The 2,057-nt window shown below is 65.9% G+C and carries 2 protein-coding genes; one reads left to right on the forward strand and one right to left on the reverse strand.

Going from position 1 to position 2,057, the window contains the following annotated elements:
- Positions 1 to 159 precede the first annotated feature (159 nt).
- Positions 160 to 1,431 carry a low temperature requirement protein A gene (locus HMPREF3165_RS05100; RefSeq protein ID WP_070511316.1) on the forward strand — a complete coding sequence of 424 codons (1,272 nt, stop codon included), beginning with the start codon at positions 160 to 162 and terminating at the stop codon, positions 1,429 to 1,431.
- A gap of 148 nt (positions 1,432 to 1,579) precedes the next feature.
- Here the strand turns inward: HMPREF3165_RS05100 and HMPREF3165_RS05105 are convergent, their stop codons facing one another.
- Positions 1,580 to 1,867: a hypothetical protein gene (locus tag HMPREF3165_RS05105; RefSeq protein WP_256275034.1), complete on the reverse strand. Its 288-nt coding sequence runs from the start codon at positions 1,865 to 1,867 to the stop codon at positions 1,580 to 1,582.
- Between the last annotated feature and the right edge of the window lie 190 nt (positions 1,868 to 2,057).

The raw sequence follows: 2,057 nt of genomic DNA on the forward strand, positions 1-2,057 counted from the left end.
ACAGGGCACTAAAAACTGTGCAACTCAGGTTCGACTTCCCTGGGACGCACAATATGCTGCTCACGATAACCTTGCTGACGCCCAGTAGTCGAACAGCGGATATCTTCAACACCGCCCGAGAACCGCCCGCCCACGTGTCTGCCGACAGGAACACTCTTCATGACCGATACCAGTGCAACCAACGCGCCTCGTTCAGCAACCGCGGGCCGCTTCCTGCACTCCCTGACGCCCATGCGCTCACGCGACCCGCACGAGGAGCACCGGGTGGCCACCACCCTGGAACTCCTCTACGACCTGACCCTGGTGATCGCCTTCGGCGTCAACGGCGTCCAGATGGCGCATGCCCTGGCCTCCGGGCATGTGGCGGCGGGGCTGGCTGCCTTCGGCTTTGTCCAGTTCTGCACGATCTGGGCCTGGATGAGCTACTCCAGCTTCGCCTCCTCCTACGACACCGACGACTGGGGCGTGCGGTTGGGAGTCGCGGTCCAGATGGTGGGCATCATCATGATGACCACGGGCATCCCCGCGCTCTACGAGGGCTTCGAGCACGGATGGCAGCTGCACTCCGGCAACATAGTGGCCGGGTACGTGGTCATGAGGGTCTCACTGGTCGCGCTGTGGCTGCGGGCCGCGCGGGCCAACCCGGACCAGGCCCGCGCCTGCCGGATCCACGCCCTGTGGATCGCACTGGCCCAGGTGCTGTGGGTCGGCACGCTCTTCGTCCACCTCAACGCCCTGTCGCTCTTCATCGTCTCGGTCCTGCTGTTCACCATGGAGTTGGCGGTGCCGATGCACCTCGTGCGCCGCTACGACCACATGGGCTGGCACCCTCATCACCTGGCCGAGCGCTTCGGCCTGTTGACGATCATCACCCTGGGCGAGGTGCTGGTGGGAACCGCGCAGTCCGTAACCGCTCTGTACACCGAGCACGGCTGGTCGGCCTCCACGGTCGTGGTCCTAGCCTCAGGAGTCTCGATCGCGCTAGGACTGTGGTGGGTCTACTTCGAGGTGCCCTTCGGCCAGATCCTCCATGAGCACCCGGCCAGGACCGTGACTGTGGCCTACGTCCACTTCATCCTCTTCGCCTCCCTGGCAGCGATCGGGACGGGCCTGCACGTCGCCGCCCTGCGCGAGGAAGGACACGCAGTGATCTCGTCCACCGGCGCCGTCCTGAGCGTCGCAGTACCCATGGCCGTGTTCGTCATCATCCTGTACGCACTCGTGGTCGCGGTGAACCTGCGCGCCCTGGGGCGCATCTACCAACTCATGCTGGGCCTGACCATCGCGGCCCTGGCCGGGTCGGTGCTCCTGTCCCTGGCCGGCGTCCCCTTCGCAGCCTGCCTGGCAGTCATCGTCCTGGCCCCGTGGATCAATGTGGCGGGCGTGGAGACCGTGGGGCATCACGACATGAAGGAGCGCCTGTCGGCATGAGCAGGTTAAGCACAGCGAGCATGCTAAGCCCGGCGAGCACGGCACGAGCACAGACGGCCCCGGCGTCCTGAGCGGCAGGCCCGCCGCCGACCGCTGCCCACCACAGTCGACCACCGCCGCCCCGGAGGACCCGCAGCACTCCGCCCGATCAGCGCTGCCGCCCGTCCGCACCGCCATCCGGTGGAGCATCCTCCTCGGGAGCATCGGCGAGAGGAATGAGCCCGGCCCTTCTGGACTGCTCGAGGTATTCCCGATACAGGCAGTCCAACGCCTCGGCCATATCGACCCGGCTATCCACTTCCAGCACGGTGAACCGCTCATTGGAAGACGGGTCGGGCACCGGCCCCACAGCGGGCGGCAGGTCAGGACGGCGCAGCCGCCTCTGCTCCGCCAGAAGGTAGGCGCACTCGACGGATGACAACGGCATGGTGTCCATGGTCAGCGGCGTCGGCGGGAAGCCCTCTATCTTCGAGATGAGCCAGCAGTAATAGCGGCGAATGGGCCGTAGATGCTTCCATCCTGAGTTGCACGGGTTGGGGTGGTTTGTGTTTCAGGGTGGGGTTTTTCGTTGGGATTGTGGGGGTGGGGTGGTCGTTCCCGGCTCACCGCAACACCTTGTACGCGTC

The organism is Actinomyces sp. HMSC08A09 (assembly GCF_001807465.1).
GTDB lineage: Bacteria > Actinomycetota > Actinomycetes > Actinomycetales > Actinomycetaceae > Actinomyces > Actinomyces oris.